The 26,009-nt window shown below is 69.4% G+C and carries 16 protein-coding genes and 1 pseudogene; 4 read left to right on the top strand and 13 right to left on the bottom strand.

Annotation, left to right across the window (positions count from 1 at the left end):
- Nucleotides 1-52: 52 nt before the first annotated feature.
- From WME90_RS44265 to WME90_RS44235, 7 genes are all read right to left on the bottom strand, one after another.
- Nucleotides 53-1,063 carry an aldo/keto reductase gene (locus tag WME90_RS44265; protein WP_437278131.1) on the bottom strand — a complete coding sequence of 337 codons (1,011 nt, stop codon included), beginning with the start codon at nt 1,061-1,063 and terminating at the stop codon, nt 53-55.
- A gap of 10 nt (nt 1,064-1,073) precedes the next feature.
- Nucleotides 1,074-1,742, bottom strand: a complete 669-nt coding sequence (locus WME90_RS44260) for a cyclase family protein (RefSeq protein ID WP_437278130.1) — start codon at nt 1,740-1,742, stop codon at nt 1,074-1,076.
- A gap of 68 nt (nt 1,743-1,810) precedes the next feature.
- Nucleotides 1,811-2,806, bottom strand: a complete 996-nt coding sequence (locus WME90_RS44255) for a C-terminal binding protein (RefSeq protein ID WP_437278129.1) — start codon at nt 2,804-2,806, stop codon at nt 1,811-1,813.
- A 23-nt stretch (nt 2,807-2,829) separates the two neighbouring features.
- Complete coding sequence (locus tag WME90_RS44250) at nt 2,830-4,605, bottom strand: IlvD/Edd family dehydratase (protein WP_437278128.1); 1,776 nt, start codon at nt 4,603-4,605, stop codon at nt 2,830-2,832.
- A gap of 40 nt (nt 4,606-4,645) precedes the next feature.
- Nucleotides 4,646-5,782, bottom strand: a complete 1,137-nt coding sequence (locus WME90_RS44245) for a glucose 1-dehydrogenase (protein ID WP_437278127.1) — start codon at nt 5,780-5,782, stop codon at nt 4,646-4,648.
- A 257-nt stretch (nt 5,783-6,039) separates the two neighbouring features.
- Nucleotides 6,040-7,149: a DNA glycosylase AlkZ-like family protein gene (locus WME90_RS44240; RefSeq protein ID WP_437278126.1), complete on the bottom strand. Its 1,110-nt coding sequence runs from the start codon at nt 7,147-7,149 to the stop codon at nt 6,040-6,042.
- A gap of 180 nt (nt 7,150-7,329) precedes the next feature.
- Complete coding sequence (locus tag WME90_RS44235) at nt 7,330-10,143, bottom strand: hypothetical protein (protein WP_437278125.1); 2,814 nt, start codon at nt 10,141-10,143, stop codon at nt 7,330-7,332.
- A 560-nt stretch (nt 10,144-10,703) separates the two neighbouring features.
- Here WME90_RS44235 and WME90_RS44230 point away from each other — a divergent pair.
- A complete protein-coding gene (locus tag WME90_RS44230; protein WP_437278124.1) occupies nt 10,704-13,592 on the top strand; it encodes an RCC1 domain-containing protein in 2,889 nt (962 codons plus the stop codon).
- 50 nt (nt 13,593-13,642) lie between these two features.
- Here the strand turns inward: WME90_RS44230 and WME90_RS44225 are convergent, their stop codons facing one another.
- Nucleotides 13,643-14,902, bottom strand: a complete 1,260-nt coding sequence (locus WME90_RS44225; protein WP_437278123.1) for an outer membrane protein assembly factor BamB family protein — start codon at nt 14,900-14,902, stop codon at nt 13,643-13,645.
- A gap of 220 nt (nt 14,903-15,122) precedes the next feature.
- On the opposite strand from WME90_RS44225, the gene WME90_RS44220 reads away from it, so the two are divergent.
- The 3 genes and pseudogenes from WME90_RS44220 to WME90_RS44210 form a co-directional block, all read left to right on the top strand.
- Nucleotides 15,123-16,001, top strand: a complete 879-nt coding sequence (locus tag WME90_RS44220) for a hypothetical protein (RefSeq protein ID WP_437278122.1) — start codon at nt 15,123-15,125, stop codon at nt 15,999-16,001.
- A 965-nt stretch (nt 16,002-16,966) separates the two neighbouring features.
- A complete protein-coding gene (locus WME90_RS44215) occupies nt 16,967-18,025 on the top strand; it encodes a DUF1835 domain-containing protein (protein WP_437278121.1) in 1,059 nt (352 codons plus the stop codon).
- Nucleotides 18,026-18,668: 643 nt separating this feature from the next.
- Nucleotides 18,669-18,761, top strand: a pseudogene (locus WME90_RS44210) (VOC family protein); the annotation flags it as partial.
- 32 nt (nt 18,762-18,793) lie between these two features.
- Here the strand turns inward: WME90_RS44210 and WME90_RS44205 are convergent.
- From WME90_RS44205 to WME90_RS44185, 5 genes are all read right to left on the bottom strand, one after another.
- Nucleotides 18,794-20,299 (bottom strand): carboxypeptidase regulatory-like domain-containing protein, encoded by a 1,506-nt coding sequence (locus tag WME90_RS44205; RefSeq protein WP_437278120.1) that lies wholly within the window; start codon nt 20,297-20,299, stop codon nt 18,794-18,796.
- Between the two features lie 365 nt (nt 20,300-20,664).
- Nucleotides 20,665-21,585, bottom strand: a complete 921-nt coding sequence (locus WME90_RS44200; protein ID WP_437278119.1) for a patatin-like phospholipase family protein — start codon at nt 21,583-21,585, stop codon at nt 20,665-20,667.
- A gap of 248 nt (nt 21,586-21,833) precedes the next feature.
- Nucleotides 21,834-22,586, bottom strand: a complete 753-nt coding sequence (locus WME90_RS44195; protein WP_437278118.1) for an SDR family oxidoreductase — start codon at nt 22,584-22,586, stop codon at nt 21,834-21,836.
- A 103-nt stretch (nt 22,587-22,689) separates the two neighbouring features.
- A complete protein-coding gene (locus WME90_RS44190; protein WP_437278117.1) occupies nt 22,690-23,274 on the bottom strand; it encodes a TetR/AcrR family transcriptional regulator in 585 nt (194 codons plus the stop codon).
- A 202-nt stretch (nt 23,275-23,476) separates the two neighbouring features.
- Nucleotides 23,477-25,459, bottom strand: a complete 1,983-nt coding sequence (locus tag WME90_RS44185; protein WP_437278116.1) for a DUF6055 domain-containing protein — start codon at nt 25,457-25,459, stop codon at nt 23,477-23,479.
- Nucleotides 25,460-26,009 lie beyond the last annotated feature (550 nt).

Raw genomic sequence — 26,009 nt, 5'->3', positions numbered from 1 at the left:
ACGGCCAGCGCGTGGCCGTCGCCATGGATTCGCAGGATCCGCGCCGGTAGCGTCAGGCCGCGCTGCGCGCCTCGGCGGGGCGCTCCGGCGGCGCCATGAACTCGGGCCCCACCGGGTCGCGCACGGCTCCGTTGAGCACGGCGTCGATATGGGCGCGGGCGTCATCGTCGAGGCTCCATCCCATCACATCGTTGATCGGCGCTAGCTCCTCCGGCCGGCGAGCTCCCCAGAGGGCCACCGAGACCCCCGGTTGGTCCAGCACCCAGCGCACCGCGAGCGCGAGCACGCCGCGAGCGTAGCGGTCGTGCGCGAACCGATCGAGGCCCCTCACCGCGTCGAGGTACTGCGTGAAGCGTGGAGGCTGAAACTTCGGATCGGTCTTCCTGAGGTCGTCCCCCTTGAACGTGGTCTTCTCATCGATCGTACCACTCAAGAGCCCGCGGCAGAGCGCGCCGTAGGTGAGCGTGGCGACCCCGTTGTCGCGACACCAAGGCAGGATGTCCCCCTCCGCCTGCCTCTCGAAGAGGTTCAGCGGCGGCTGCGCCGAGGCGATCGGCGTGACGGAGCGGAACCGCCGCATCGCGTCGATCGAGTAATTGGAGACGCCGATCGCGCGGATCTTGCCTTGACGCTGGAGGTCGAGGAGGGCCTGGGCCGTCTCTTCGTAGGGAGTTTGTGGGTCGGGCCAGTGAACCTGATACAGATCGATGTAGTCTGTGCGCAGACGCACGAGCGAGAGCTCGACCTCCTCCAGGATCTGCTTGCGCGTCCCGTTCCGGAAGAGCGCGTCCCCGCGTCGCTCCAGGCCCACTTTTGTCGCGAGGACGACCTGCTCGCGCTGGCCCCGCTCGGCGATGGCCCGTCCGACGACCTCCTCGGAGTGCCCGAACCCGTAGGCCGGCGCGGTGTCGATCAGGTTGATCCCGAGGTCGAGCGCCGCATGAATCGTGCGGACCGACATGTCGTCGTCGGCGCCCCCCCATTGATACCCGCCCATGGCCCAGGTCCCGAGGCCGACCCGGCTCGCCGGAACAGGCACGTCACGAATGTTCGCTCGCTCCATGGTGCACCTCCTACGTTTCTTTCGATCGCCGCCGACGCAGGACGACCCGCGCTGGAGCCCCGTCGAGCCCCTCCAGGCGTATCGGCAGGGCGACGAGGTCGTACGAGCCGGGCTCGACGCGCGACAGGTCGAGCCCTTCGATGATGACGACGCCTGCCGCGAGCAGGACCCGGTGCGTCTCGGCCCCTTGATCCATGCCTCCGATCGACAGGTAGTCGATCCCTAAGGCCCAGACGCCTCGCTCGACCAGGAGCTGGGCCGCCTCCAGGGACAGGTACGTGTAATCGGAGCGAAATCGCTTCTCGCCCCAGCGCCCGGAGTTTCCCGTCTTGAAGAGGATCCGATCGCCGGGGCGGATCTCGACGGGCTCGAGGTGGGCCGGCTGGATACGATCGATCTCTCCGAGATCGAGGACACGCGCGGGTCCGATCAACCGGTCGAGCGGGACGCGATCGATCCCCGCGGCGCGGACGATGAAATGAACCGGAGCATCCACGTGCGTGCCGGTGTGCGCGCCGAGCGAGAGGCGTGAGACGGTCGCGGGATCGCCGCGCTCGATGTGCTCCGTCTGGACGATCTCTACCGGGGGATTGCCCGGCCAGTGCACCATGCCGTCGCGGATTGGCACGCTCACGTCGACCCACGGCTCCTCTGGCTGGTTCGGCGCTGGTTGTCGCATGGATATACGTCCCTCCAATCCATTCCGATGCATCCGTCATACCCGCCGGGGCCGGCGAGGCGGCGGGCTCAAGCGGCCATGAGGTTCACGGGCGACATCGGCTCCTGTCCCGACAGGACGCGAACGACCTCGCTCGCCGCAAATCGTCGGACGAACTCGATCGACTCTTCCGAGTAGTAGGCAGCGTGGGGCGAGATGACGACATTCTCGAGCGAGAAGAGCGGGCTCGTCGGCCTCCAGTCCCGGCGCTTCGACGGCTCCTCGGCGATGTCGTCGAGCCCGGCCCCCGCGATCCATCCCTCCTTGAGCGCCCGGAACAGGGCGCCGTCGTCGATGATCGGACCACGGGCGGTGTTGACGAGGATCGCCGTCGGCTTCATGCGCCGGAGCTCGCGTTCCCCGAGGAGACCACGGGTCCCGCGGGTCAGCGGCGCCTGGATGACGAGGTAATCGGAGCGCTCCAGGAGTTCGTCGAAGGACACGGGGACAGCGCCGGCGGCGCGGATCTCGTCCGTGTCGAGGAAGGGGTCGTGCGTCGTGACGCGCACACCGAAGCTCGCCATCCTCGCGGCGATATTTCGGGCGATCGCGCCGAACGACAGGAGCCCCAGGGTCGCGCCGCGCATCCGGTGGATCGGCCGGCCATCCTGCCAGGACCAGGAGCCACCGCGCGTGGCACGATCGTACGCGGGCAGCTTGCGGACGAGCGTGAGCAGGAGCGCCACGGCGTGGTCGGCGACCTCGTCGGCGCACCAGTCGTTCGGCGCGTTTGTCACGCGGATCCGACGGCGGGTCGCCTCCGCGACGTCGACGGTGTCGACCCCGGTGCCGTACCGAGCGATGACCTGGCAGCGCCGGAGCCCCGAGATGGCTCGCCCCTTCACCTCGGCGTACTGCGTGAGCACGCCGACGGCGTCGCGCGCGACGGCCACGACGTCCTCTTCGGTCTTGCACTGCGCGGCGACCAGCTCGAAGCCGGCCGGCTCCACGAGAGAGCGCTCGATATCGACGTCGCCGAAATCGTAGTCCAGCACGACGACCTTGCCCGTCCGTTCCATGCTCATGGTCCTTCCCCCTCCCGTGCCGATCAGTGTGAGTGACGAGGCAGCCCGCGGAGCTGAACGAGGTGCTGGTACCGAACGGCCGGCTCGAAGCACGCGCCGGTGGACAGGGGACCGACCGCGCTCCGGTAGATCTCCTGCCACGGCGTCTGGCTCTCGAGCTCCGGCAGCTTCAGGGACTTGCGGCGCTGCTCGATCTCGTCGTCCGAGAGCAACACGTCCACGCGACGCCGGCGCAGATCGACCTGGATGAGATCCCCCGTCCGGATCAGCGCGAGGCCGCCGCCCAGCGCGGACTCGGGCGACGCGTTCAGGATCGAGGGGCTGTCCGAGGTGCCGCTCTGGCGGCCATCGCCGAGCGTCGGCAGCGATATCCCCTTTCGAACCAGCGCGTCGGGCGGATCCATGTTCACGACCTCCGCGGAGCCCGGATAGCCGATGGGCCCCGTGTTGCGCATGACGAGGATGCAGCGCTCGTCGATCCCGAGCGACGGATCGTTGATGCGAGCGTGGTAATCCTCCGGCCCCTCGAAGACGATGGCCCGCGCCACGAAGACATCGGGCTGCGCGGGGTCCGACAGGTAGCGGTCGCGGAAGGTCTCCCCGATCACGCTGCTCTTCATGACGGCCGAGTCGAAGAGGTTCCCGCTCATGACGAGCAGGCCGGCGGTGCGGAGCAGAGGATCTTCGTACGGTCGGATCACGTCGCGGTTGGCGACGACAGCGCGGGCCACGTTCTCACCCGCGGTTCGCCCGGACACCGTGAGAGCGTCGCCGTGGAGACGGCCTGCGCGGAGCAGCTCGTGCATGACGGCGGGCGCCCCCCCGGCGCGATAGAAGTCCTCTCCCAGGAAGCGCCCGGCGGGCTGGCAGTCGACGAGCAAGTGGACGTCTTGCCCGACCCTCTGCCAATCGTCGTTGGTCAAGTCGACCCCGACGTGGCGCGCGATGGCGTTCACGTGGATGGGGCAGTTTGTCGACGCGCCGATCGCCGAAGCGACGGCGATCGCGTTCTCGAACGCCGCCTTGGTCATGATCGCGCTCGGCGTCAGGTCCTCGTGCACCATCTCCACGATCCGGCGCCCGGTCGCGTAGGCCATCTGCGCCCGCTCCCGATAGGGCGCCGGGATCGCCGCGCACCCGGGCAGCGACATCCCGACGGCCTCGGCGAGGACGTTCATCGACAAGGCCGTTCCCATGGTGTTGCAGTGGCCCACGCTGGGCGCCGCCGCGGCGACCATGTCCATGAACTCCGTGTAGTCGATGCTGCCGGCCGCCAGGAGCCGGCGCGCCTCCCAGATCACGAGCCCCGAGCCGGCGAGTTTTCCCCGGTAATATCCGTTCAACATCGGCCCGCCCGAGAGCACGATCGCGGGCAGGTCGACCGTGGCCGCCGCCATCAGGCAGGACGGCGTGGTCTTGTCGCAGCCCGTCGTGAGGACGACGCCGTCGATCGGGTATCCGAAGAGCACCTCCACGAGCCCGAGGTACGCGAGGTTCCGGTCGAGGGCTGCGGTGGGCCTCTTGCCTGTCTCCTGGAGCGGGTGCGCCGGGAATTCCAGCGCTATCCCGCCGGCGTCACGCACGCCCTCCTTGACTCGGACGGCGAGGCTCAGGTGATGGCGGTTGCACGGCACGAGGTCGCTCCCCGTCTGGGCGATCCCGATGACGGGGCGGCCGGACTGGAGCTCTTCACGGGTCAGCCCGAAGTTCAGGTAGCGCTCGAGGTACAGCGCCGTCATCTCCGGGTTCGTCGCGTCGTCCCACCACGCTTGGCTCCGCAGCTTTCGCTTCTGGTTCATCGCTCTTCTTCCTGGTTCCTGGACGAGGGGGCACCACGGCCTACCCGGCAGCCCGAAGCGCTTCGCCGCGCGTCGCCGTTCCGGCCTCTGCGATGTGGATCACCGTCTTCTCTCCACCCCCCGCTGCTCGCAGCAAGGCCGGCGCCTCGTCGAGCGCGATCCGCCGGCCGATCACGCGGCGCGCGGCGTCGGGAAACAGGATCAGGAACTGCTCGAGCATCCGCACGGCTTCCTCGTAGGCCTTGCGGCCGGCGTTCACGGTCCCGAACATCAGCTGGTTCTGGAGGACGAAATCGCGCATCAGGCCGCACGCGTCGAAGTCGATGGCGGGCCTCGGGGCAGGGATGCCGGTGAGGATGAACGCGCCGTTCGCCGCCAGCGCGGGGAGGGTCTTGAACGCGAACTCCGGCACGCCGACCGCCTCGATGATCACGTCGAACCGGCCGTGGCGCCTCACCAGCCCCGGGACGTCGGTGGACTCGCTCGATACGTAGTCGGCGCCGACGCTGCGCACGAAGAGCGCCCGATCGCCGTCGTCCGGCTCCCTCGAATACACGACCGCCCGATAGCCGTTCGCGACGAGCCCCATCGCCGCGAGCGCGCCGATCGGTCCGGCGCCGAGGACCAGGCCCCGCGGCCCGTCGTCCTCCCAGGGCAGGCGCGTCAGGGAGGCGTCGAGCTGGGCGAACGCTTTGGCCACGACGCTCAGCGGCTCGACGAGGACGCCGAGCTCGCCGATCGCCGGAGGGACGGGGACGAGGTAGCGCTCCTCCTCGACGAAGAGCTCGGTCATGAAGCCGCCCGCCCCGCAGATGCCGCGCTCGACGAACTCGCCTGTCCCGCAGAAGTCCTGGTGCCCGACGCGGCAGGCCGGGCACTCGATCCTGGCACAGGGCCGGCGCACGGTCGGCACCACGAGATCTCCGGGGCGAAGGCGAACCATGCCCTCACCCGTCTGCACGACCTCGGCGAGAGCCTCGTGTCCCAGCACGAGCCGGTCCGTCCCTGCCGGGGCGGACCCGTAGGTGAAAGCGGCGATCTCTCGGTCGGTCCCGCACACTCCGACGGCGAGGGTGCGGAGCAGCGCGTGCCCGTTCGCCAGCCGCCGAGCATCCGGTCGGTCTTCCTCCACGAGACACACCACCTTCTCGGCCATCAAGGCAGCGACCGACTTCACGCGTCCCCTCCCCTCTTCCTGCGAGCACCGGCCCGCTCGTCGTCGTGCGTGCCAGGCAGGGCACGTCGGCGATGCGTCCCATGGGTCGTTCGCCCGGGTGCGGCAAGCCCGTGGCGAGCCCCCGCCCGTGCGCTACCGCCTCGGCGAACGCGGTCGCTCCTTATGGGCGCGGAGGCGGAGAGCTTTCTCGTTTGATCGCGGTTGACCGGATTTGACGGGACTCGACCGATCGCTCGCCCTGCTGTCGCCTGCTCGCCTCAGGTGTCGTGTCCCAGGAAGGCGTGCATGCGCTCGAGCTCGGCGGCCAGCTCGCGGCGGAACGCCGGATCGCGCGGCGCGCGCCCCGACACATAGCCGAGCTCGGCCCGCTCGACGCCGTCGCGCGCGCTCAGGTTGGCCCAGCCGATCACCTTTTCGCCCCACAGCAGCGGCAGCGCGTAGTAGCCCAGCTTGCGCTTGGGTGCCGGCACATAGGCCTCGAAGCGATAAGCCCAGCCCCACAGCAGCTCGAAGCGGCGGCGGTCCCACACGACCGGATCGAAGGGCGCCAAGAGGCGCACCGACTCCTCCGGCGCATGGCGGCGCGATGCCGGGTCCTCGTCGGCCGGCCAAAGCCAGGTGGTGCCGTCGATCACGACGCTGGCCAGCCGCTCGCGCGAAAGCCGCATCGCCGCGCGCGTCTCGCCGCGCAGCTGCGGCGCGCCGTGGCCCAGCAGGGTGATCAGGTAACCGAAGCTGGCCGCCGGAAGCGGCGCGTACTTGCGCACCACCAGCTCCACCAGCGCGGCGGCGCGGCGCGCGCGGCCGGCCGGGCTGTCGTCGGCCGGCGGATGCGACACCGCCTCGTAGACGCGCGTGCCGGTGTCGCGCCGCACCACCCGGAGCAATCCGCGGTAGTGCATGCCCTCCAGCAGCTGGGTGCTGGCGTTGAGCGTGTTGCCCCAGTAGCCCACCACACGGCCGTGATGCGAGAACTCGGCCGCCACCTCCTTCGGATGGGTCGGGCCGCGCTCGCGGATGAAGGCCAGCACCTCGGTCGCGCGGCGCTGCGTGGCGGCGTCCCATACGCGCCTGGCGACGCGCGGATGCAGCAGCGCCAGGTGTTCGCGCGGCAGGAAGCCGTAGTTGACGAGGCAGTCCTCCTCGATCGCCAGCCGCGGATAGCGGCGCTCCAGGTCGCCGGCGCGATAGCCCTTGACGCGATGGCGCAGCGTCAGGTCCTGGGCGCGCGCTGGCGCGCGGATCGGGTCGGCCTGCACGAAACCCAGGCGCGAGATCGCGCGCCCCAGCGTGGTGGGCGCGAACAGCGTGCGCGCAACCGCATAGCGGCGCAGGTCGTCCAGATCGATGCTTTTCTTGGCGGGCATGGTGGCTCAGGGAGGTCGGCGCGCGGCGGGCGCCGCGAGCGGCGCCAGCCGGCGGTCGTGCCAGCCGGCCAGCAGCCGCTGCGCGGCCATCGAACGGTACTCCTGGTGACCGAGCGAATGTAACACGCTGATCGCAAACGGGCTCGACACGGCCGCGAAGGGCGGCCGGCGGCGCGGCGCCTACTGCTCGAGGCCCAGATCGATGATCGTGAGCGCGTCGCCCATCTCACCGACCTCGTCGCCGCAGTGATGCTCGGTGCCGGCGCAGCCAGGGCCGCCGAGATTGCCGCCCAGGCTTTCGCCCCAGCACTTGATCTGGTTCGTGTCGAGCAGCGCGCAGGTCACATCGCTCGTGACGGAGGCCATGACGGCCTTGGCGGTGCGTCCATCGCCCAGGTCGACCCTGGGAAGGTCGCCCCCCATCTCGCCGGCGCCGTCCCCGCGCGTCGCCCAGTCGCCGAGGCCGAGCTGGCCATAGCGGTTCCTCCCCCAGCACTTGACCGTGTTGTCGTCGAGCAGGGCGCAGGTATGGTCCGCGCCCGCCGAGACGGACTTGGCGGTGCGTCCAGGGCCCAGGTCGACCGTGGGGAGCAGCATCATGTCGGTGGCGGCGTCGCCCACGTCGCCGGAGTTGCCGATCCCGAGCTGGCCATAGCCGTTCGCGCCCCAGCACTTGACCGCGTTGTTGTTGAGCACCGCGCAGGTGTGCGCGTACCCGGCAGAGATGGACTTGGCAGTGCGGCCGACGCCCAGGTCGACCGTCGGGAGGTTCGCGCCCATCTCGCCGGCCTGGTCGCCCCGATCCGCCTTGTTCCCGAGGCCGAGCTGGCCGCTACCGTTGTCTCCCCAGCACTTGACCGTGTTATCGTCGAGCAAGGCGCACGTGTGTTGCCCTCCGGCGGCGACGGCCTTGGCCGTGTGGTTGAGGCCCAGATCGACGGCCGGGAGGAGATTGCCCATCTCGCCCGAGCTGTCGCCTCGATCGTTCATGTCGCCGACGCCGAGCTGGCCGCTGCCGTTGAACCCCCAGCACTTCACCGTGTCGTTGTCGAGCACGGCGCACACGTGGGCGTTGCCGACGGACGCGGACTTGACCCTACGGTCGGTGCCCAGGTTGATGAAGCCGAGGCTGGCCATCTCGCCGGCGCTGTCGCCGATGGCGGCGGTGCTGCCGATGCCGAGCCTGCCGGCGAAGTTGCTCCCCCAGCATTTGATGCCCGTCTGCGGCCACCACGGCGCGGGGAGCACCTTGAGCGCGCAGGAGAAACTGCTGCCCGCCATCACCGCGGACGCGTCGCCGATGAGGCTGTTCGGGAGAGAAGACCCCATCTCGCCGGCCACGTCGCCGCGGGCGAGGTTGTCGTCCAGGCCGAGCTGACCGGAGCTGTTGTAGCCCCAGCACTTGACGGCGCCCGTCATCAGGCGAGCGCACACGTGGTTGAAACCCACGCTGAGCCCTTGCGCCGTCTGGCTGCCCATCAAGGCATAGGGGAGCGAGTTGCCCATCTCGCTGGGATCGTCGCCGACGTTGCTGCCGTAGGAGAGCACGCCGGAGCCGAGCTGGCCATCGCCAACGGCGCCCCAGCACTTGATCCTGAGGTGACTGGACTCGATGATGCATGTGTGGTCGACGTCGGCGACGATCGTCACGGGGATCAGCGGGTTCACGCCGCCCGCGTCCGTCCCGATCTGGACATACGGTAGATTGCTCACCGCGGTCGCGGACGAGCCGCCTCGCGAATACGTATCGCCGAGCCCGAGCACCGCGGCGGAGTTGCTCCCCCAGCATTTGATCCTATCGTTGTCGAGCACGACGCACGTATGGTTGCCGCCGGCGGTGAGCGCCTTCGCGGTGCGGTTCAGCCCCAGATTGACGTTCGGGAGGGTGCTCATCTCGTTGACGTCATCGCCCCGTTCGTCCGTGTCGCCGAGGCCGAGCTCGCCCGCGTTGTTGCCTCCCCAGCACTTGAGCGCATTCGTATCGAGGATGGCGCACGTGTGGTTGAGGCCGGCGGCGATCGCCTTGGCGGTGCGGTTCGTCCCTAGGTAGACGGCCGGGAGGTTGTCGCCCATCTCGCCGGGCGCGTCGCCGCGGTCGGTGGTGTGAGGCGGGGAGCCGGGATCGCCGGACATCAGGCCGAGGTTCCCGGACTCGTTGTCGCCCCAGCACTTGACCTCGCCCGTGTTGAGCAGCGCGCAGACGTGGTCGTACGCGATGGCCACGCTCGTGGCGAAGCGGCCCGTGCCGAGATCGATCGCAGGGAGGTCGTCGCCCATCTCGCTGGACGCATCGCCCACGGACAGCCAGATGGGCCAGCCGAGGCCGAGCTTGCCGTAGCCGTTGCTCCCCCAGCACTTGAGCGCGTTGTCCTCGAGGATGGCGCACGTGACGTTGTTGCCGGCGAAGATGGCCTTGGCGGTGTGAGGCGCTCCGAGGCTGTTCGTCCCGAGGTTGACGGGCGGGAGGGAATCGCCCATCTCGCCGGGCGCATCGCCGATGTCCTGCGAGCCGTTGATCTCGAGGCCGAGCTGGCCGCTACCGTTGTCTCCCCAGCACTTGACCGTGTTGTTGTCGAGCAGGGCGCACGTGTGGCGCGCGCCGGCCGCGATCGCCTTGGCCGTGCGCCCCGTCCCGAGGTCGACGAACGGAAGCTTATCGTAGGTCGTGACCGTGCCTCGGTTGATCTCATTTTCGTAGCCGAGCTGCCCGACGTCGTTCGTCCCCCAGCACTTGACGAAGCCGCCTTCGAAGATCGCGCAGGTGTGGCTGGCGCCGACGGCGATGGCGCCAGGCCCCAGGACGCGGAGCGCGGCTGACGCGGCGAGCACGGGCTCTTCCAGATCACCCGTCTCCGCGCCGTCGTCGACGGCGCACCCAGCGAGCAGGCTCGCGGCGAGCGCGGCCAGAAGGAGCCCGGAGGAGACAAGGCGACAGCGCCGCCGGGAGGCGCGGGCCTCGCCGGCTAGATTCGAGTGCTTGAAAGAAGACTTCACGGAACCATCCTTTCGCGGCTCGCTGGTTGCAACGAGATCGTCGTCGAGGCGGCGCGGTGCGTGTGTCAGCCGCTGCCCGTCGGCCTCGCGGGTTGAGGGGGCCGCGCACGCAACACGCATACCAGCCAGCGCGGCGCGGTCTCCCTTCCTTGTTCCGGCGTCCGGGCCGGCTGGAGCGTGACATGTCACGCTCTGAGGCCGTGACATGTCACGCTCTGAAGCCGTGACATGTCACGCTCCAGCCGTGAAGATCCTATGCGCGACCGGACGCGCCGGCGCGCGCGCACCCGGCCGAGAACGCGCCTCGGCGGGATTCACGGCGCGTCTGCCCCTAGGTGCCGGGCACGGACGTGATGCACGGCCAGGTTGGGAGTGGCATCGCCTGGTATCCATCTTGCTGAGGGCCCGCGGGCTGACGTTCAGGCTGGCTCCAGGGAGGCTCGCTGTTTCAGCCGCTCGCGAGCTTGCCTCGCTCGTCCTTGGCCGGCGCGTGACAGCTCACGCGCCTGCCATCCGCTCGACAAGAGGACTGCTCAACTGCTCGACAATAGGACTTTTCCATGATGCCTCCCCGTGCACATTCCACATCGATCAACGCCCGGCGCGTCTCTCGGCGGGACGCGCTCTCCGATCCGATGGACCGCGCCGCGCGCCGGCGAACGACGGACGTCACGGCCCGCGCAGGCCGCCTGTCGGCTCATCCTCTGGTCCCCATGGCCGCGCTCGCGGCGAGCCTCCTCGCGTCGGCGTGCGCCGGCGGCGGCGGCGGCGCCGAGACGGGCGATCTGGAAGAGCCCGTGTTCGCCGCGTCAGCCGCGCTCCGCGTCCTGGGGCCCGGCGCCATCACCGCCGGGGCAAACCACACGTGCGCCATCTTCGAAGGCGGCTTCGTCAAGTGCTGGGGCTTGAACGACGAAGGGCAGCTCGGCCTCGGTGATAACGTCAATCGCGGCACCGGCACGATTTACGATAGCATCCCGTTCGTCAACCTCGGGACGCACAGCTCCGGACAGCCCCACACGGCGAAGGCGATCGCGGCGGGCGGCAACCATAACTGCGCCATCCTCGACGACGACACGGTCAAGTGCTGGGGCAGCGGCAGCAACGGTGCGCTCGGCATCGGGGTGGGCCTATTCGACAAGATCGGCGATTCGCCCTCCGAAATGGGCGACAATCTCCCGACCGTCAATCTCGGCACCGGCCGCACGGCCAAGGCGATCTATGCCCAAGGGAACCGCACGTGCGTCATCCTGGACAACGATCGGGCCAAGTGCTGGGGCGCGAACATCATGGGCTCGCTCGGCCAGGACACGGCCGCGGACACCTACGTGGGGGACAACGTGGCCGACATGGGCGACAATCTCCCGCCCATCGAGCTCGGCACCGGGCGCACCGTCAAGAGCCTCGCCCTGGCGCTCGAGCATTTCACCTGCGCGTTGCTCGACGACAACACGGCCAAGTGCTGGGGCAACAACAACTTCGGAGGCCTCGGTCTCCCGGGAGGCACGGGGTCCGGTCAATCCGCGAACCTCGGCGACCACGCGGGGGAGATGAGCACCATCCAGCCCATCGATTTCGGCACCGGCCGCACGGTCCAGGCCATCGCCGCCGGGGACAACCACGTCTGCGCCGTCCTCGACAACGGTCAGGTCAAGTGCTGGGGCGCCAACGAGGCAGGCGAGCTCGGCTACGGCGACCCCGGCAGCGTCAGGCGCGGCGATGGCCCGAACGAGATGGGCAGCAATCTCCCGGCGGTCAGCCTCGGCACCGGCCTCACCGCCAAGGCCATCACCGCGACCGGCAACCGCACCTGCGTCCTGCTCACCGACGACAGGATCAAGTGCTGGGGGAACAACTACCTCGGCGCGCTCGGGCTCGGAGACTCGACCCCGCGAGGTAACGCGGCCGGGACCATGGGCGACGCGCTGCCGTTCGTCGACATCGGCACGGAGATCACGGGCTCGACTCCTCTCGTGCCGACCACGCTCGTCGCCGGGGGGGACCATACGTGCATCGTCGAGTCCACCCATTCGCGGATCAAGTGCTGGGGCTCCGACGTTTACGGCCAGCTCGGCGTCGGCGTGATGGCCCCCGGGCCCCCGCCCGCCCGCGGGGATTCGCCTGGTGAGATGGGCAGCTCGCTCCCCTTCGCCTTCATTGGCAGCCAGACCGCGCACCAGGTCGCCGTCGGCTACAATCACGTCTGCGCGAGCCTGAAGAGCGGCGGCGTCAAGTGCTGGGGTTACAACGGCTCCGGCCAGCTCGGGCTCGGCGACGCCGACGCTCGGGGCGACGCGGCCGGCGAGATGGGGTTGAGCCTCGACGAGAGCCTGATCGGAGACGTGGAGTCGATCCTCGCGGGCGAGTCGTTCACCTGCGCGCTGCAGGAGCTCCCCTCCTCGTCCCTCACGGGCATCAAGTGCTGGGGCAGCTCCTATGCCGGCAAGCTCGGCAGCGGCGCTGCCAGCAACCAGGGTGACAGCGCTGCCGAGATGGCGAGCCTCGGCTTCATCAACCTCGGCACGGGCCGCACGGTCAAATCGGCGTCCGCCGGCAACAACCACGTCTGCGCCGTGCTCGACAACGACTCGCTCAAGTGCTGGGGCCTCAACGGCAACGGGCAGCTCGGGCTCAACGACACAACCAACCGAGGCGTCACGTCCGGCCAGATGGGAGACACCCTCCCCGCGATCTACCTGGGCGCCGGCCGCACGGCCAAGGCCGTCGCGTCCGGGGGCAATCACACGTGTGTGCTGCTCGACAACAACACGGTCAAGTGCTGGGGCTTGAACGACCACGGGCAGCTCGGCCGTGACGATACGCTCGCGCAGGGCGACCAGGCGAACGAGATGCAGAACCTCGCGACGGTCTTCCTCGGGACGGGGCGCACCGCCAAGGCGATCTCGGCGGGCGCCGAGCACAGCTGTGCGCTGCTCGACAACGACACGGTCAAGTGCTGGGGCGCGAACAGCTATGGCCAGCTCGGCCTCGAGGCCAGCTCGGACCGGGGCGACGCGGCCGGTGAGATGGCGGCCCTCACGGCCGTCAATCTGGGCTCCGGGCGCACCGCCAAGGCCGTCTCTGCGGGCAGGAATCACACCTGCGCCTTGCTCGACGACAGCACGATCAAGTGCTGGGGGAGAAACCACAGAGGCCAGCTCGGGCTCGGCGACACGACGGCGCGCGGGGACAGCGCCGGCGAGATGGGGAACAACCTTCCCACGGTCGACCTGGGCTTCGGCCGCCGGGCCAAGGCGGTCGTCACCTCGACAAACGGCCACTCGACCTGCGCCCTGCTCGACACGAGCCACATCAAATGCTGGGGGGAGAGCGTCGGCGGCAACCTCGGCGGCCCGGGCTGCACCGGCGCTACCGCGCACTGCGGCGACGGGGCCAGCGAGATGGGCGACGCGCGCCCGCTCATCGATCTGGGCCGCTCCTATCTGTAATAGCACACCGGTTGCGCTTACAGCGGCCGAGCGCCACAGCGCCCCCTGCGTCAGAGAGGTCGGCGCGTGAGGAGCGGCGGGGCGGCCGCGGCGGGGCGGCGTTCGGCGGCGGCCGGCGCCGCCTCCGCGGGCCTCGCGGAGGCCGCCGCGGCGGTGAGCCCGTCGGCCTGCACCACACACGCCTGGATCGGCCGGCCGAGCGACGCGCGCCCCGTCACGGCCCCGCGCTGCGCGTCGAGGAACGAGATCCCGCCGCGCGCGTCGCACAGCGCGAAGCCGCCCGCGTAGGCCGCGCCGCCGAGGAAGTCGGCCTCGCCGGCGTGGGCCCAGGCGAGCGCGCCGGTGCGCGCGTCGAGGCCGACCGCGGCCCGGTAGTACGTCGCCACGAAGCGCTCCCCCTCGATGCCCGGCGGGCCGGACGGCCGGGGGCGGGCGTAGAGCCGCGCCCTGTCCTCGGCCGACGCTGTCGGCGCGAGCACCTCGGTCCCGGCGGTCATCCAGACCGGCGCCCCGGGCAGCTCGCGCGCCGGAAGCCGCGCGGTCGACGCGCGCCCGGCCGCGCCGAGCCCGATCGAGGCGTCGAACCGCGTCGCCTCCTCGCCGCCGAAGAAGACCGCCCCGCCGAGCAGGAAGGCGCGGCTCACCTCGGTCCGGAGCAGCGCCCGCGCCACCTCGCCGCCGGTCTGCAGGTCGAACACCGTGACGTAGCGCCCCTGCCAGGGCAGGAACGCGTAGCGCCCCACGACCGCGGGCACGCCGATGGCCGCGGGGTCCTCGAGCTGGCGCAGCACCAGCCCCTCGTGGCTCACCGCGAGCACGACGCTCCTTGTGCCGGTGATCGACACGAGGGACACGACGGTGGTCTCGCCGTCGTCGCCCGCGCCGCGGAGCCTGCCGCCCGCGCGCCGCCTCCAGAGCAGCGCCCCGGTGCGCGCGTCGAGGGCGAACAGCTCGCCCCGGCCGAGCCCGACGACGACGCTCCCCGCCACGGCCGGGCGCGCGTCGAGCGGGTGCGCGAAGGTCCACGCCGGGCCGCCGTCGAGCGGCACCCCGACGAGCTCGGGCGCCCCCTCGGCGCCGACGACGCCGACGACGCCGACCGCGACGTCGGCGCCGAGGGGGATGCGTCTGCCGGCGAACCGCTGCTGGAAGGCCGCGATGCCCGCGCCGCCGTCGTCCTTCCAGCGCGGGTCGAACGCCTCGCCCTGCGTCTGGCCGCCGCCGCAGGCCATTGAGAGGGCCCCGAGCGCGGCGCACGCGGCGAGCAGGAGCGCGCGGGCGGCGGCGCGGGGCGAGCGCGGGGTTCGCATCGATGGGTCCCGCGGCGGTCGTAGCGTGGGTCAGGTCGGCCGAGCAAGCGCGCCGGGCGCGTCGGGCACGTCGGTCCGATCGCGACGACGCCAGCGCGCAGCGCGAGACGGGCGCGCGCCAGCCCGCCGCGGCGGGATCCCAGCGTCGAAGGACGACCGTGCCGGCACCTGCTCGCCCCGAGTCCGGACGCGTTGGCTCCCCCGTGATAGCCGTGCCGCCATGACCGTCCGTTCCGCCGAGCGCTTCGCCGTCCGGGATCGCGAGGGGCGCGCGCCCTTTCCTCCGGGAGCCTGGGTGTTTCCCGCAGAGCTCGAGGTCGCTCAGGAGCTCCACGCCGTGCTCCAGGCGACGTTCCGTGAGCGGCACGTGGTCACGCCGGCCGAGATCGAAGGCCAGGTACGCCGCGCGTTCGCCTTCGACGACCTGCGCGGGTTCCTCGCGCGGCGGCGGCCGGCGTTCGACCGCGCGCTCGCCGGCATGCGCTCGCCCATCGAGGCGTCACGGCTCGCGACGCTCGCCGCGGTCCTCCGGCTCTCGCGCGACGAGGTGACGGCGGCGCTGTGCGCCCGCGCGACAGGCGCCGGCCTCGTCGAGGGATCGACCGTCGTTTACAGCTCGCTCTCGCTCGCGGCGGAGCGCGTGGAGGGGCTGCGCGAGCTCGGCGCCTCCGAGGCCGTCATCGATTTCGAGCTCGATCTGGCGCGCCTCGTCGCGCAGCCCTCGTGGACGCCGCAGGTCGACTGGGGCGCGCTCGTGCCCGACGCGGTCGAGGCGGCCTCCTGCGTCGATCCTGCGTCCGGGGCCGTCGAGGTCGACGTCGACATCGCGCGCCTCGTGCTGCTCGCGGCCCAGTGCTGCGTCGGGCCGACGGCCCGTGCGGTGAGCGGCGACCACGACGGGCTCGCGTGGATGTCGCTCGCCGCGTTCGACGGCGATGCGCCCGCCCCGGAGCGCGCGCCGGGCTCGATCCTGGTGCGACCCTCGGTGGTCGCCGAGCAGGTCGAGCGCCTCGCGTTCGCCGCCGTCCCCGCGGCGCTGCGGGCGATCGCTCCCGGGGGCGCCCTGCTCGCCGTCACGCTGGTGGAGGACGAGGCGTAGCGTCCGGGGCAGCTCAGCAGCGAGCGGAAGCCAGAGCACGGCGCGGCGTCATCGAGAACCACGCGCTCTCCGGGTTCACGCTGCACGTCGCACGCGGCGAGTTCCTCAGCGTGATGAGCCCCTCCGGCTCCGGGAAGTCGAACCCGGGGCTGAACTGATGACCAGCATGTGCGAGAGATACGGCAGACGCCGCGTCGGACGCGTCGGAGCCGTGTCAGAGGCCATTGAGGACTCGGTTCCTCTTGTATACCCGGAATCCCTCTCGTGGAGCCCCGTGCCCTGGCGTCGGGGCACACGGAGGTCACACGGCGTGACGAACCCGGGGCGACGCCCGTAAACGAGCGCCGGGTCCGTTGATGGATCCGTCTTGAACGTCATTACCAAGCCGGCGGTCTGAGAGGGCGCCGAGCTGCCGCTGCGGGCCCCTGTCCGGTGACCCGACCGGACGGCCTCGCTCAGGTCGTCGCCTCGATGCCACCACAAGGACAACTGCAACCCAGGTCGCCTGATGACGCGGCTCATCTGCTGGGAGAACGGTGCGCCCATCCGGAAGGGGGAAGAAGAGATGGGACATGACTTGAAGGTGAAGGCGGGCGCGCTCGTCCTGTGCGGCGGGCTCGCGATGGTGCTCGCGTCGGCGTGCGATTTGACCTACACCTGCGACACGGCGGAGCCGGGGGGCGCGGGAGCTGGTTTCCCGACCGAATCTGTAGGCGCAGGAGATTACCTCCGAGACGGCGACGAAGGTGAAGGCGGAGACGAAGAAGTGGGTAGCGCATCACTTGCGATGGCGGGATGCACACCAGTTCACGAATGTACCGAGATGTACGAAAAGTGCAGGAACATGGGGCGGCCGTGCACGCGTCCGATTGGCCACAGGAGTCTTTGTGATTACTGTCGCGAAGATTGTCAGGATAAACGTCCATACAATACAGTGAATGCTATGAGTGTGGGTTTTATTGAGTATGACGGGCGCCCCTATGCTTCTTGATGCGACGCATGTCGCCTTTGACCCACCAACAGCAGACCGCCTGGTCCAGCTCGGTGCTACTAACGTCGTGCGTGCGTCAGACTGCCTTATCATCGGGCCGAGCCGTCGGGATGCGACGGAACACATCCGGCTCCGTGAGGCGTGGTGTTCTCTGTCTGAGGACCACTCCGATAGGGATGAATTTGGTAAAAAGTGGGATCGGCTCTACTCCCCGGATGTTCGCTGGAAGCCGCCCGTGGTCTTGTGGGTATCAGTGAGCCTCCACGAACGAGTGAACCTGTGGAGGGCCTGCAGCTGGTTGAAGCACATTGGTGTCGCGCGCGGTGACGTCATCGTCGCCGAGTTGGAGCTTGTGTACGGCACAAGAACAAGTCCTCCCGCACCACCGGCCGCTAGGCGGTTCAACTGCTCCGCGTCAGTTGCCGACCACCTCGACAAGGTTCTTCTGGGTCGTCTCGGCGAGGCGCGCCCCTGGCCAGGGGAACGCTACGATCGTGCCGTTCGCCTCTGGGAGCGCTACGTCGATGAGGACCCCTTGCCCTTCGTCGAAAGCTGTGTAGCTGGTGTTGAAGGCTTTCCGGAACTTGCCCCCCTATGGGGGCTTCTGTCCTCATTCTTTCCTAGGAAGACCACGGAAGGCACCCTGCGCCTTAGCCGACTCGACGAGCTCGTCCTGACCATCCTCTCTGCAGAGGAGTACCAAACTGATGTGGCCGTGTTCTGTCACAAGTCGCAGTCTGGAGTGGAATTGCGGGAACTCCTCTCCTGTACAGGCGACCTGTTCCTGGAGGATCGTTTGGCACAATGGGCGAGGCACGCGTCGAGCGCGTTCGTAGAGCGCGCACCCGACCCGAGGCCCGACGGGGCGATGAAGTCGTTCGTCTATCGTCTCACCGGGCGTGGCGTGCAGCTCCGAGACAAGGGGCTCGACCAGCTCACGGAGGCGCCGAGCCTGCCCATCGCCGGGACCGAGGCCTACTCGGCTTCAGCCCCGTGGGTGCTGCTCGAAGACGGCCGGCTTGCTCGGCTGTGAGGGCTGGCGAAGATACCGTCCCGTGTTTCAAGAGCAGCCCGTCCGGCAGCGGGCCGCAGCTGGGGTAGAGGGCAAGCCGGCGGGGTCGGGACTTCACCCGCCCGCCTGCATCCTCGCTCACTCGCGCCCGCTCGCCCGGCCACGCCGCTGGCGTCCCGGCGCCGCAGGCTCGGACCGGGGTTCGTCCCCGCCGGCCGGCTGCTCGTTACGGAGCTTCGTGGAGCCCGTACCCCTGCGTTACCCGTCGCGCCAGCTCCCGGTGATCCCGCTCACGCCGGACCCGCCCCAGATCCAGCGGCGCCGAAATTTATCAAGTCACACGCAGATCCCACAAAAGCAAGAAGACACGGCTCTCGCCGTGTCTTCTTTGTGGAGGCGCCGGGAATCGAACCCGAGGGTGCATTTCATGAGCACGGCCCACTCGACGTAGCGCGACGTTGCGAACAACCCCCCGACCGGCGGATCCTGTCGGACGCCCTCGCGCTCGCTCGTCCGGCGGGCGCGGACGACCCGTGAGCTCGCCCGCCGCGCGGCACGTCATTCGAACCGTACGCGCGTCGCGCGCACACCCCTCCTCGGAGACCGACTGGGCCGGTCAAAAAGACGCTCTCCCAGAGGTCACGTTCGCCTGCTCGGCTGCCGGGGGGGTTTCTGCGCGCTCGAGGACCCGGACGGCGATCACGTCGAGCTCTCCTACGGCCAGCCGCTCGGGCCCGGCGCCGACGCGTGGGAGATCGCGGCCGCTCGCGACGATCGCGCTGAGGACCGTCAGGGGGCGACCGACTCGGATCCTGGCGAGCAGTCCCCCGCGAGGGTGCTGCAGCCGAGCCGGTTCTGCATGAAGCTCACCCGCCGCGGGATCTCGACCTGCTTGACGAAATTCGAGAGGACGCCGGTGCCGTCGGGGCCGGGGGTCGCGAACGGCGCCACATGATAGAAGGTGGCGAGCTGCTGGGTCTCGGCGTTATGGCACCCGTTGCAGGTCTGCCCGGCGAACGCGTGGCGCAGCGGCTCGTCCGCGCCGGGGAAGACCCATTTCGTGGCGGAAGGCACGACGTTGCCCTCCGCCTCGCCGCCGAGGAACGAGGGGTCGAGCGGCGTCGCGCCGGCGATGATCCCGGTGCGGTTCGCGAGCAGGAAGGCCTCGAGGCCGGCGTCGCCGTTGAGCTGCTGGTCCGGCGTCTGGGCGGTCTCCACGAGCCGAAGGAAGGCCTGGTAGCCGGTCGGCTCGGGGACGAGGTGGAACTCCCGCCACGACCACGGAGCGCCCATGAGGTCCTCGCTCGTGCGGAGCTGGGCGAGCGCGCTCGCGTTGGGGTTGCCCATCGTGCTGCGCTCGGCGCCGCGCTGCGTGAAGAGATCCGTGATCTCCTGGAGCTCCTGGTTGTACTGGGCGCCGAAGGCGTGCTGCCCGAGCGCGTGGAAGCGGGCAATCCAGCTGTGCCGATCCGGCGCGATCGAGTTGGTCGGCAGGCGGTACTCGAAGATCACCGTCATTCCACCGATGAAGTGATTCGGCGGAACGATGCCGAACACGAAGCGCGCCTCGCCGCTGCCGCTCGCGTGCAGGTCGGTCCGGTTGAAGATGCCGAGGAGCCGGAACGGCGCCTGCGCGACGTCGAGCTTGCCGTCCGGCCGCGTCGGCCAGAGGTTCAGCAGCGAGAGCGTCCCCCGGTTCGTCGTGGGATAGCCGTTGATCGTCAGCGGCTGGAAGCCCTCCAGCCACTCCGCCACGAAATCCGCAGGATCGACGCCGCTCGGGGTCATCTGCTCGATCAGGTACCGGAAGCTCCAGGGCCCCCCCGTCGCGTTCGAGGTGCGCGCGTCCTGCGTGACCGACGGATCGACGATCGCGATCTCCTTGTAAGGATCGACGGCCGGGCCCGCGCCGCAGGCGCCTGCGCAGGTGAAGCTCTCGATCCGATCGGCCGTGACGCTGCCGAGGTTGACCGTGCTCGGCGTGATCGTCGCGCCCGGCTTGGACGGGCTGAGCGTGTACGTGCCTGCGGGCAAGCCGGTGAAGAGGAAGTTGCCGTGGCTGTCGGTGACGGCCTGCGCGCTCGCAGCGCCGCTGAGCTGGACGATGACGCCGCTCATCCCTGCATTCGAGGTGTCGTTGCCGACGTGCCCCGCGATCGCGACGGCGCCGTTCAACGCAGCCTCGGCGATGTCCAAGGATGGCTGCTCCTCGAGCGGCTCGACTCCGCAGGACGAAAGGACGAGGGCAGAGAGCGCGAGCAGGCGAGAGGGCAAGGGGCGTAACCTGGTTCTCATGACAAGGATCCTTTCAGGACAGGCGGAACGGGCGCGCGGCCGTGCTCGCCCGATCCTGGGCCTCTAAGAAGGTCGGAGCCCCGGTTCGTCAAGATAGTTTACATTACTTCACAGGCTTTCCACGAGGCGGAGCGCCTACGCGGCGTCTTCTCGGCGCCGGAGGTGCCCCATCCCTCGCCCTCGTCACAGGCTCATGGCAGCGCAGTGCTGATCACATACCGCGTCTTGCCCGCGCGAGACGGCCCATTGTTCCGAGGAACGGTTGCGTTCGCGGACCTGGATTCTCACGCACGTCGTTCACCCGCGGGAGTGTCGCGCGATCTAGCCACGTCCGCCAACCGGCGCGGCTCGACGCGCTGCACCCGTCAGGCGTTGGGTGCGCCCGGGCCGATCAGCGCGAGCGTCTGCGCGCCGAAGCGCTCGAACCAGGCGTCGCCCAGGCGCTTGAGCGCGGCGAGGTTGCCGGAGCTGGTCTCGTCGAGATCGTCGTTCACGTCGCTCGCCTCGTCGAGATCGGAGTTCACGCGGATGTAGTTGCCCTCTCCCAGGAGGGTCTGCGCCTGGTACTCGACCACGGTTTCATCCATCACCACGCCCAGCAAGTCGTGCGTGATCCAGCCGACAGCACCCCAGCCGCGGGACGTCTCGCCGGCGATCTTGCGCGTTCTTTTGCCGGTGCCGACCGACACGACACGGATGGGCTCGTTCGGGAAGCAGCGCACCGCCTCGGCATACGCACACAACGTCGGGTTGTTGGCGACCACGCCGCCGTCGATCAGCCAGCGCCCGTCCACCCGCACCGTCGGGAAGTACAGCGGCGCGGCGCTGCTCGCGTCGATCACGTCCACGGCGCGCAGCGTCCGATGCTCGGGGTGATGGCTCTTCAAGATGGCGCTCTCGCGGCGCTCCACGTCGTACGTGACGATCAGCGTCCGCTTTCTGGCTTCGCCGAGCGTCTTGTTGCCGAAGTAGCGCTCGAGCGTCCGGCGCTTGCCGACTCCGTCGTACTTCGGTCCGGCCTGGATCAGGCCCGCGGCGCGATCCCAGGGCGACTTGTCCATGATGCGCTGGACGTTTTCGAGGGAATAGAGCGGCGAGATCTCCGCGGCCGACATGCCCAGGACGCCGAGCGCCCCCGCGATGATCGCGCCCGTGGACGTACCCGCGAATAGATCGAACGCGTCATTGAGCGGACGCTCGAGCCGCTGTTCGAGCCGTTCCAAGAACCGCGCCGAAGCCGCGCCTCGAACCCCACCACCGTCCAAAGACAGGACCAATTTCGTCATGATTCTCCTCGAGCGCCCCTGCCCTGTTTTGCACCCGCGTGGACCCGACCGCGAGGGCTCGATCCCCCGGCAGGGGAGCAGGCAATCCTACCCGTTTTCGACGGGCGTTCCGAGACGAAAGGGGATGGTGGCAAAATGGTCGGAAATCGTCGGTGGTCAGCGCTCGATCACTCGATGCGTCCGGCCACGGGCGTGGCGGTCACGACGAAGACACCATCGGGCGGGCTTCTGCGAGCAGCGTCGCCAGCTCAGGCCGAGAAGCCGCCGTCGATCGTCAGGCTCACGCCGTTGATGTAGGTCGACTCGGGCCGAGCGAGGTAAGCGACGAACCGCGCGATCTCGTCGGGGTCGGCGACGCGCTTCGCGGGGCTCATGTTGCGCACCCAGTCGATGTGCGGGCCGTCGGACGGCATCATGTCGGTCGTCGTCGGGCCGGGCTGGACGTTGATGACCGAGATGCCGCGCGGGGCGAAATCCAGCGCCAGCCCGCGCACCAGCCGCGCGACCGCGGCCTTCGTCATCCCGTAGACGGCCGAGCCGGCGAGCATCGCGCGCTCGGCGATGTTGCTGCCGATGACAAGGATCTTCCCGCCGCGCGACAGGTGGTTCGCCGCGGCCTTGGCGGCGACGAACACGCCGCGCACGTTGACGGCGAGCATCCTGTCGAAGTCCTCGAGACGGTATTCGTCCGCATTGCCGAAGATCAGGATGCCGGCGTTGTTCACAAGGACGTCGAGCCCGCCGAGCGCCCTCGCGCCCTCGGCGATCGCGCGCTCGAGCGCGCTCGCATCGGCGCTGTCGGCCTGAAGGGCGATGGCGCGCCCTCCCTCGGATTCGACGGCGGCGACGAGCTCTCGCGCCCGGTCCGGCCTGCTCACGTAGGTGAAGGCGACCGCCGCGCCCTCACGCGCGAGGCGCTTCACGATGGCCGCGCCGATGCCGCGCGATCCGCCGATGACGATCGCCTTCTTCCCTGCGAGCGGTCCGGTGTCGTTGCTCATGTCGAGCTCCTTTGCGTCGTTGGTTGTTGTTCTTTTGTTTACTGGAACGATCAGTCAAAAATAGCGCGCGACGAGGGCGCGCTCCGGCGCGGCCGCGGCGCGATCAGCGCGGGCGCAGGCTCTGGACCGCGAAGGCCGCGACGTCGCGGAGGGCTTCGGTCGATGCGCCGGCCTTGGCCTGCACCTTCATCCCGCTGAGCGTGGACGCGAGGAAGCGAGCGGCCGCGCGGCTGTCGATCGCGCGCCCGATGTCGCCCTTCGCCTTGCCGTCATCGATGACGTCCTTCAGCACGGTCTCGAGCAGCGCGGCGCTTGTCGCGGTGAGCGCGCGCACCTCGTCGTCCTCGCGGGCGAGCTCGCAGACGGCGTTCACGCCCATGCAGCCGAGCGAGCGCGCCGCGCCGTGCTCCTCGGCGAGGTCGACGAGGACCCGCTCGAGCGCCGCGAGCGCGGTCGGTCCAGCCCGGAGCTCCTTGACCACCGAGGCGATGCTGTCGGCGTTGTAGGCGCGGAGCGCCTCGAGGAACAGGCGTCGCTTGTCGCCGAACGTGTCGTAGAGACTCTGTCGGCCGATCCCCATGGCACGGACGAGATCCTCGGTCGAGGTGCCGGCGAAGCCCTTCTCCCAGAAGACCGGGATGGCGCGCCGGAGCACCTCGTCGCGATCGAACTCCTTGGGACGGGCCACGGAGAGAGCATGACCGTTCTGGACTGCTAGGTCCAGAAAAAAAGAGCAGGGCGCCGGGCCTGCTTTCCTGCTGCTCTGGCCGGCGGGGCGCCGGGAGCGCCGTGAGCTGAAGGGCGCCGTCCCTGGGGCCCGGTCGAGACCCGTGCTGGGCAGGAGCCTCGGTCGTCGTAGGCGACGGCGAGCGCGCTCACCTTCACGGCTGTCAGCGGAACGCGTACGGCGGTTTCGGGGTCACCTCGGTCACGTCCATGCTCTTCGTGTTCGAATCCACGAAGCCGCTGAACGACCCGCTCGAACGATTCAAGCCGTCACCACGATACTCGATGTCACCGAGGAGAAGCGCGCTGCCCGAGGCTCCCTGACCGCCCTCGAAATAGCCCATCGGGACGAAGGTCGTGCGCACCGTCGCGGTGCCGGTCACCGAGAACGAGTACGTCCTGAATCCTCCCTTTCCGCCGATCACGGAGAGTCCGCCGACGGTGCCGCCGCTCGCTGTCGCGCCGGCCAGAATGATCGCCTGGTCCTCGATGCGCGCGTTGCCAGAGACGGTGCCGCCCAGGACTTGCGCGTAGGGCCCTACGTAGACGCTCGCGGCGAGCGAATCCGGCGCGCAACCGCCTCCGTTCTCATGACGAGTCGTCCCCGAGGGACATGCCGCGAGCTCCCCGTTCTGGAAACCTGCAGGCCAAGCACCATCCACCTGCACCACGTAGGGGTAGCGCCGGATCGAGGCGTACGGCTGGTCCCAGTAGATGTGCTCTTGCTCCGACGGAGTGCCGGCCACGACGAGCCAAACACGCTCCCCCGCGCTGATGCAGAACGTGAGCTCTCCGTCCGTGCCCTTCTGGAGCGCGCTGTAGCGCGCGCTCGTCAGCTCCGCGTTCGTTGCGACGAGACCCCAGCGGAAGTCAGCGTTCGCCTTAGGCTGCAGGACCCCACGGAAGGTCACCTTGACCTCCGACGAGCCCGCCTCGGGCACGAGCTCCGCGACGTTGTAGCCGAAGCGCTGCGGCGCCCAGTAATACGGCGAAGCAAAGCGGCGCGACGCCTGCCAGGTGTCGTCCAGCGGCGCGAGTCGAGTGATGCGATTGCGTCGTTCGGGCAACGACGTATCCGTGATCTTGCCGTAGCTGTCGCGGAAAGCCCCCGCCGAGACTTTGTAGTCCCAAGTCACGTTGTGCATCGCCCACTCACCGATGAAGTCGTTGAGCTCGGAGACGCTCCAGCCCCGGCTCGTCATGATCGCGGAGAAGGGATCGTTCGAGTTCGGCGTGGTCCAGATGTCGTTGACCGCGCGGTAGCACTCCTTGTCCTTCAAGTACTCCATGAACTGCCAGTTGCAGTAGCGATCGCGCGTCGAACCGAGATAGAGATGGGGCGCGTTCGCGAGCAATTCGCTGCAGTGGACGTTGTCCGCGTACTCTTCGAGCTGGTGCGGCGCGAAATTGGCGTGGCTCTCGAAGATCCAGCCGACGTAGTCCCCGCCACCGCCGTTCACGAGGCCGCCCGCGTGCGACTGCACACCGTGCATGAACTCGTGTCCGAGTCCCCAGTGGTCGCTCATCGCGCCCGGTCCAACCCACATGCCAGGCACCCGCCTCGCCTGGCCCACGTCGTACGCTCCACCGAGCAGCGGATAGGTGTTGTCGATGTGAATGCCCGCCTTGTACTTCGTCGTTTGATCGCAATAGGGCTCGGGCATGAACATCGGCGAGCCGAAATACGTCGTCCAAATCTCATTTTCGAGCGTATCGACGGCGCCTCCGGCCTTCGTGATGTCGGCGACCGTGATGTTCGTCCCGTCCTTCCAGTAGAAGGCAAAGTGCTCGGATTCGTGGCGCAGGGTCATCCCGTTCTCGACCGTGCCGACCGAGTGGCCCGGCGCCGTCCAGCTGCCCGCCTTGCAGGTCTTGTAGGGGGCAGTCGGGCAGCCCGAAGCCCACTCGGTCGTCGTCGCACCTGCGTCGCAGCCCGTGGCCGTCCCGCCAGCTCCGCTGCTCGTCGCGCCTGTCCCGGAGACGTCGCCGCCGGCGCCGGTCGCCGCACCCGAGCCGGTGGCCCCGCCCGAGCCGGTGGCGCCGCCCGAGCCCGCCGTGGCAACGCACGCTCCGCTCTGGCAGGTGGCCCCGCCCGGACACGCGTTTCCGCAGGTCCCGCAGTTGAAGACGTCCTGAGAAAGATCCACGCAGTCCTGACCGCACTGCGTCGCGCCCACCGCACAGCTATCGGAACAAGCGCCGAGCGAACACACCTGACCTACCTGGCACGCGTTCCCGCAAGCTCCGCAGTTCGCGGCGCTCGAGGCGACATCGACGCAGACGCCCGCGCAATCCAGGCTCCCCGCGCCGCACTGGCAGGCGCCATCGACACAGCTCTGCCCGGTACCGCACTCGACGGGGCAGGAAGGAGCGTTTGAAGCGCCCTCACTCTCTTCACCCTGGCCGCAATGGAGCAGCAGCAGCGCAGAGAACGCGGCGGTCAAGGACAAGAAGCGTGTCAAAGGGCGGGCCATGCGGATAGGAAACCGTACAACTTTCGCCCGTGTCAAGCCCAGGGGGGACGGCGCCTGGCGAGCTGTTTTCGTACGAGCGCGGCCACGGCGGTGCCGATCCTGGTGTGTGCGAGCCACATCCACGCGACGGATGCCGTCGCGCACGGAACCGCGCTGCGAACGACATGCCAGACCTACGGCAGGGAGGGAGCGAGGGGACCGTGCAGATCCGGGAGCGGAGCGA

It is taken from the genome of Sorangium sp. So ce375 (genome assembly GCF_051473855.1).
Taxonomy (GTDB): Bacteria; Myxococcota_A; Polyangia; order Polyangiales; family Polyangiaceae; genus Sorangium.
This window is presented reverse-complemented; position numbering and strand designations above follow the sequence as displayed.

Bases quoted from the DNA above. Each gene is read 5' to 3' on its own strand.
- WME90_RS44265 (WP_437278131.1), bottom strand. From the start codon at position 1,063: ATGGAGCGAGCGAACATTCGTGACGTGCCTGTTCCGGCGAGCCGGGTC.
- WME90_RS44260 (WP_437278130.1), bottom strand. From the start codon at position 1,742: ATGCGACAACCAGCGCCGAACCAGCCAGAGGAGCCGTGGGTCGACGTG.
- WME90_RS44255 (WP_437278129.1), bottom strand. From the start codon at position 2,806: ATGAGCATGGAACGGACGGGCAAGGTCGTCGTGCTGGACTACGATTTC.
- WME90_RS44250 (WP_437278128.1), bottom strand. From the start codon at position 4,605: ATGAACCAGAAGCGAAAGCTGCGGAGCCAAGCGTGGTGGGACGACGCG.
- WME90_RS44240 (WP_437278126.1), bottom strand. From the start codon at position 7,149: ATGCCCGCCAAGAAAAGCATCGATCTGGACGACCTGCGCCGCTATGCG.
- WME90_RS44230 (WP_437278124.1), top strand. From the start codon at position 10,704: ATGATGCCTCCCCGTGCACATTCCACATCGATCAACGCCCGGCGCGTC.
- WME90_RS44225 (WP_437278123.1), bottom strand. From the start codon at position 14,902: ATGCGAACCCCGCGCTCGCCCCGCGCCGCCGCCCGCGCGCTCCTGCTC.
- WME90_RS44220 (WP_437278122.1), top strand. From the start codon at position 15,123: ATGACCGTCCGTTCCGCCGAGCGCTTCGCCGTCCGGGATCGCGAGGGG.
- WME90_RS44215 (WP_437278121.1), top strand. From the start codon at position 16,967: ATGACGGGCGCCCCTATGCTTCTTGATGCGACGCATGTCGCCTTTGAC.
- WME90_RS44205 (WP_437278120.1), bottom strand. From the start codon at position 20,299: ATGAGAACCAGGTTACGCCCCTTGCCCTCTCGCCTGCTCGCGCTCTCT.
- WME90_RS44200 (WP_437278119.1), bottom strand. From the start codon at position 21,585: ATGACGAAATTGGTCCTGTCTTTGGACGGTGGTGGGGTTCGAGGCGCG.
- WME90_RS44195 (WP_437278118.1), bottom strand. From the start codon at position 22,586: ATGAGCAACGACACCGGACCGCTCGCAGGGAAGAAGGCGATCGTCATC.